Genomic DNA, 6,000 nt, shown 5'->3' on the forward strand with positions numbered 1-6,000 from the left:
CGGAACTTACCGGGTCGCTTCGCGCAATAAGCGCAGCGCATTGACTTCGCCCGGCGCTTTGCTCCGGGGTTTGCGGCCGCGAATCGTCGAAGCGGTGCGCCGCAGCGCAGCTTTGATCTCGCTCGGCGGGAGTCCCGGCTTCAGCGCGAGAAGCAGCGCAATCGCCCCGCTCACATGGGATGTCGCCATGGAAGTTCCGCTCATTTCGTTATATTTGCCATTCAGCCACGAAGACACGATTCGGTCTCCGGGCGCGTAAATGTCGATATAGCTGCCCCGGTTGCTGAACTGCGCCACTCTTCGCTGGCGGTTCGTCGCGCCGACTGCGATCGTATGCGGATAACGCGCGGGATAATCGATCGACTTGCGCCGGGCGTCGTTGCCCGACGAAGCGACGATGACGACTCCGGCTTCGAACGCGTTAACCACAGCGTTAAGGAGGGCCTTGCTGCTCGTCTTCATGCCGAAGCTCATATTGATAATATGCATCCGGTTGCGGACGCACCAGTCGATGCCGAGAATGATGTCCGATACATACGCCGAGCCGTTATAGTCGAAAGCTTTGACGGGATGTATCATAGCTCGCGGCGCGACCCCGATAATGCCGTTCAATTCGTTCGCCGCCGCGATCGTGCCGGCGATATGCGTGCCATGGCCGTTGTCGTCGTACGGCATCATCGTGCGGTTGAGCAAATTGATGCCCCGCATGACCGAATCGCGAAGATCCGGATGTCTGTAATCGACCCCGGTATCGATAACGCCGATTCGAACGCGATGCCCGGTGGAAGTCGCCCATGATTGCGGCGCCTTGATTTGCCGGACTCCCCATGGAATCCCCCGATCCCATTGGACATTGCTTTGCACGATCTTGTGCACTTTCATCTTCGAGTCTTCTTCAAACACGACTTGATGTTTAAATTTTTTGAGCTTTCGGCCTGAGAAGTAAGGGCATATAATTGCGTGTATAATTTTGGACTCTTGAACGTTATTTAGCTTTTCCAGAGACGGTCTCATTTTCTTCAGTTGAGCGACACATTGGTAGTAGTCCTGCGTCCGGATGAAGCGAATAATTTGCTTTTTGTCCGTAGCGCTTCCAGTGGCGATTTCTTCGTGCAGCAGTTGCAGAAAGCTCGAATAGTCCAAAGCGGAGTCCCCTCCCGACTAACATGTTGCAGTATTGTATGTCTTTCGCTGAGACGGGGATTGATGAACTTGCCTTTTTTCGCAGAAATAGGCCGTCTCTCGTGTCAAACCGGCGGTCGGGACATAGTATGAAGAGAGAGCCGGGAAACGGTTCTTTGCAAGCAAGTAAGGGCCTCGAAGACGGATGTCTTTCGGGCGGATACAGTCAGGGCGGAGGGTACAACCTCCGCTTTTCCATTTTAGAGGTCGTTCAAAAGCCGACTTTTGATCACGATGTACTTATGAGAGTTAACTCGACATCGAATTTTGCGTTCACCCTCGAAGGGCTTTTCGATGATGGACCGCCTTTCGAAAGTCAAACTTGCATTTTTAGATTAAATAGGTTTTACTTAAGTTTGATATGGATATGTTATAAATGACCGACTGAAATTAGGGGGCTGTCCGATGAAGTTGCTCGCATGACGGGAACGCATTTAAGGACTTCTTCGGACAGATTCCTAGTGAACATTGTGTGAGAGGAAGTGTCCTTCAATGAACACCCCGTTTCAATTGAAAATTGACCCAGAAAAAGTGCATGAGATTCCGATGGTGGACCTGGCATTTGAAATTTTGCGCGCGTCGGGCGAGCCGTTTTATTACCGGGACCTGATGAACGAAGTCGCAAAGCTTCGCGGTCTGTCCGAAGAAGAGATCAACCAAGTGATCGCTCAACTGTATACGGAAATCAATATTGACGGAAGATTCGCTTGCGTCGGCAGCAATTTGTGGGGACTGAAGCGCTGGTATCCGGTGGAACGCTCTGAAGACGCCCTCGGCAATGCCAAGCATCCGCGTATTATTAACGACGACGACGATCTGGACGACGAGGAATACGTGGAGGAAGAAGAAGAATACGTACCGGACGAAGACGACTTCGATTCGCTTGACGAAGATCGGGAAGACTTGTACGAGGACGAAGACGATGACGCCGATGTCGACGACGAAGTATTGATCGACGAGGAAGATATGGACGAAGCCGACGCGGAGGAAGAAGAGATCGAGGACGATTTCGAAGAGACGGACGACGACGATAAGTAATCGCGTTGCCGCCGTAACGCATCCCGGCCGCGCAAGTCTTCCATTCGGAAGAAGCTTGCGATACGGAGAACGGTTTTGCCGGAACCTTCACTTGACAGGGAACTTGCTACAGAGTAAACTATTGCATGGGCTTAAGATTCTTACAATAAATGATCTTTTTCAAACCGAGGAATTGGGCTTGAGAATATCGTATTTTATAAGGAATATGAAAAAGTGCCCCGTGAATACGGGAGTCACTTTTTTGTTTTTTTGACCATAATAGAATTTATAAGTTTCTGCTTCAGAACCTCTTTAAGTTCCATTTTTACGCTTTAAGCAAGTCGGTTTTGTTTTATGCGGAGGACTGGCGTGTTCGTATTATTACGGCTAACTGCACGCTCTAAAATATTAGGAGGGTATTTATAGTGACAAAATATATTTTCGTGACGGGCGGCGTCGTTTCTTCATTAGGAAAGGGGATTACAGCGGCTTCCCTGGGCAGATTGTTGAAAAACAGAGGGTTGAAAGTAACGATTCAAAAATTCGACCCGTACATTAACGTTGACCCTGGAACGATGAGCCCTTATCAGCATGGCGAAGTATTCGTTACGGACGACGGCGCGGAGACGGATTTGGATTTAGGACATTATGAACGCTTTATCGATATTAACCTGTCCAAGAACAGCAACGTAACCACTGGGAAAGTATACTCGTCCGTCATTACGAAAGAACGCCGCGGCGAATATTTGGGCGGCACGGTGCAAGTCATTCCGCACATTACGAACGAAATTAAGGAGCGCGTGTTCCGCGCGGGCAAGGAAGCGGGTTCCGACGTCGTCATTACGGAAATCGGCGGAACGGTCGGAGATATCGAGAGCTTGCCGTTTCTGGAAGCGATCCGGCAAATTAAAAGCGATATCGGACGCGACAATGTGATGTATATCCATGTCACGCTGATCCCGTATATTAAAGCGGCGGGCGAAGTGAAAACGAAGCCGACGCAGCATAGCGTCAAGGAATTGCGGAGCATCGGCATTCAGCCGAATGTGATCGTATGCCGCACGGAGCATGCGCTATCGGACGACATGAAGCGCAAAATCGCTTTGTTCTGCGATATCGACGCGAATGCGGTCGTGGAATGCCGCGATGCTTCGACACTATATGAAGTTCCTCTTAACTTGCGCGATGAAGGACTCGACGAAATCGTCGTGAACCATTTGAAATTAACGACTCCGCAGCCGGATATGACGGAATGGGAACAACTGGTCGACCGTGTCAAGAAGTTGCAGCATAACGTTGAAATTGCCATTGTGGGCAAATATGTCGCACTGCACGACGCTTATTTGAGTATTGTCGAATCGTTGTCCCATGCGGGCTTCGACGCGAATGCCGATGTGAAAATCCGTTGGGTGAACGCCGAGGAAATCAACGATCGCAATGTCGCCGATATGCTGCAAGGCGTGCATGGCATTTTAGTTCCGGGCGGATTCGGCGATCGCGGGATCGAAGGCAAGATTACGGCAATCCGTTACGCCCGCGAACAGGAAGTGCCGTTCTTCGGCATTTGTCTCGGCATGCAGGTGGCCGTCATCGAATTTGCCCGCGCCATTGCCGGGTTGGAAGGGGCGAACAGCTCGGAGATTAACCCGACGACCGAATACCCGGTGATCGACTTGCTGCCGGAGCAGAAAGATATCGAAGACTTGGGCGGGACGATGCGTCTTGGCCTCTATCCGTGCAAACTGGCTGCCGGCTCGCTGGCCGAGAAGTCGTACGGGGACGAGCTGGTGTACGAACGCCATCGCCATCGTTATGAATTTAACAACGAATACCGCGAAACGTTGGAAGCGGCCGGGTTGCTCGTTTCCGGCACGTCGCCGGACGGGCGTCTGGTTGAAATTATTGAGCTTCCCGCACATCCGTGGTTCCTGGCGGTTCAATTCCATCCGGAATTTACGTCCCGGCCGAACCGGCCGCAGCCGTTGTTCCGCGAATTCGTCAAAGCGGCGCTCAAACATCAACAATAGCGGCAAGAAACCGAATCAAGCTTTTTTCCCAAGAAAAGGAGGAATTTTCCTGCCAACAGCGAATATTATCTGGATAAGCAAATTAAATGTCCAGATCAGTTCTACATCCATGAACCGTTTGCCTGGGAACTCTTGGGAGGGTTTGAATTGGAAAAGAAAAAAGTACTCATTGTTGACGATCAGAACGGAATTCGCGTGCTGTTGATGGAAGTGTTCGGAAGCGAAGGCTACAAAACGTTCCAAGCCGCGAATGGGAAGTTGGCGCTTGAAATCGTGCGGAAGGAATCGCCTGACATGGTCCTGTTGGACATGAAAATTCCGGGCATGGACGGCCTGGAAATATTAAAGCATATGAAGCAAATCGATCCCCATATTAAAGTTATTATGATGACCGCGTACGGGGAACTGGACATGATCAAAGAAGCGACCGACCTCGGGGCGCTGATGCATTTTACCAAGCCGTTTGATATCGACGAAATGCGAATTGCGGTCAATATGCAGCTTCGCAACGGATTTTCGAATACTTGTGCGATAGGGTCCTAGATCGTTAGGATCCTTTTTTTCATATGGGGACGTGCGGCTTGTACTTTTTCCGATAATCTTGTGGTATAATAACACCGTATGTAATGCCGGCATTAGATTATAGACAACTATTCTATCAGGAGGAGTGAAACCATGCCATTAGTATCAATGAATGAGTTTCTACCAAAGGCAAAGGCAAACAAGTTCGCTGTAGGCCAATTCAACATGAACAATCTTGAGTTCGCCCAAGCGATTACCGAGGCGGCTATCGCGGAGAAATCGCCGTTTATTTTCGGCGTCAGCGAAGGCGCGATTAAATATATGGGCCTCGAGTACACCGTAGCGATCGCGAAAGCGGCGGCGGACAAATCCGGTCTTCCGATCGCGCTCCATCTGGACCACGGCAGCACGTTTGAAGTTGCTATGCAATGTATCCGCGCAGGATTTTCTTCCGTTATGTTCGACGGTTCCCACCATTCTTTCGAAGACAATATCCGTTTAACCAAAGAAGTCGTTCGCGCGGCTCATGCGATGGGCGTGTCCGTTGAAGGCGAACTTGGCACGATCGGCGGGGTTGAAGACGACATCAGCGTTGACGCTGAGCATGCGAACCTTGCGAAGCCGGAAGAAGCGATCCGTTTCTATGAAGAAACAGGCGTTGACGCGCTGGCGATCGCGGTAGGAACTGCGCATGGCATGTATTCCGGCGAGCCGAACATCCATTTCGACATTATTGAGGAAGTGGCGAGCAAAATCCCTGTACCGGTCGTATTGCACGGCGGTTCGGGCGTGCCGGACGATGCGATCCGCAAATCGATTCAAGCCGGCGTAGGCAAAATCAACGTCAATACCGAGAACCAAGTGGCTTGTACGAATGCCATTCGCGAAGTGCTCGCGAAAGACGCGAAAGTGTACGATCCGCGCAAATATTTGACGCCTGCCCGCAATGCGATGGTCGAAGTGGTACGCGAGAAAATCAGACTTTTCGGCAGCAATAATCAAGCGTAAGAAACTACGAGCTTAGAAGTTTTAGCAACGAATCGAGGCGGCATTTGCCGCACGCATCAAGCAGGATGAAGGCATATATAACGGGAAAAACACCGCTCACCGGTGTTTTCCCTTTTCTTGTACAAGAAAACCCCCAGTTCGACTGGGGGTTCAGGAAAGCTTATAGCTATGAGTAAAAATCCCTTGACCTTCATGATAAAATGGTAGCCGGTCTGCCAACCGCTACAAAGAGATCAAGGAGGAC

The 6,000-nt window shown here is 50.6% G+C and carries 5 protein-coding genes; 4 read left to right on the forward strand and 1 reads right to left on the reverse strand.

The window, feature by feature from the left end; translation table 11 throughout:
• Window positions 1-6: 6 nt before the first annotated feature.
• Window positions 7-1,143: a S8 family peptidase gene (locus LQ229_RS24200; protein ID WP_216540256.1), complete on the reverse strand. Its 1,137-nt coding sequence runs from the start codon at window positions 1,141-1,143 to the stop codon at window positions 7-9.
• Between the two features lie 531 nt (window positions 1,144-1,674).
• On the opposite strand from LQ229_RS24200, the gene rpoE reads away from it, so the two are divergent.
• The 4 genes from rpoE (at window position 1,675) to fba (ending at window position 5,756) form a co-directional block, all read left to right on the forward strand.
• Window positions 1,675-2,220 (forward strand): DNA-directed RNA polymerase subunit delta, encoded by a 546-nt coding sequence (gene rpoE / locus LQ229_RS24205; protein WP_216540255.1) that lies wholly within the window; start codon window positions 1,675-1,677, stop codon window positions 2,218-2,220.
• Window positions 2,221-2,624: 404 nt separating this feature from the next.
• Complete coding sequence (locus tag LQ229_RS24210; protein WP_216540254.1) at window positions 2,625-4,226, forward strand: CTP synthase; 1,602 nt, start codon at window positions 2,625-2,627, stop codon at window positions 4,224-4,226.
• A gap of 147 nt (window positions 4,227-4,373) precedes the next feature.
• A complete protein-coding gene (locus LQ229_RS24215) occupies window positions 4,374-4,769 on the forward strand; it encodes a response regulator (protein WP_216540253.1) in 396 nt (131 codons plus the stop codon).
• Between the two features lie 132 nt (window positions 4,770-4,901).
• Complete coding sequence (fba, locus tag LQ229_RS24220; RefSeq protein WP_216540252.1) at window positions 4,902-5,756, forward strand: class II fructose-1,6-bisphosphate aldolase; 855 nt, start codon at window positions 4,902-4,904, stop codon at window positions 5,754-5,756.
• Window positions 5,757-6,000 lie beyond the last annotated feature (244 nt).

The sequence above is a fragment of the Paenibacillus sp. CECT 9249 genome, assembly GCF_918697855.1.
GTDB lineage: Bacteria > Bacillota > Bacilli > Paenibacillales > Paenibacillaceae > MSJ-34.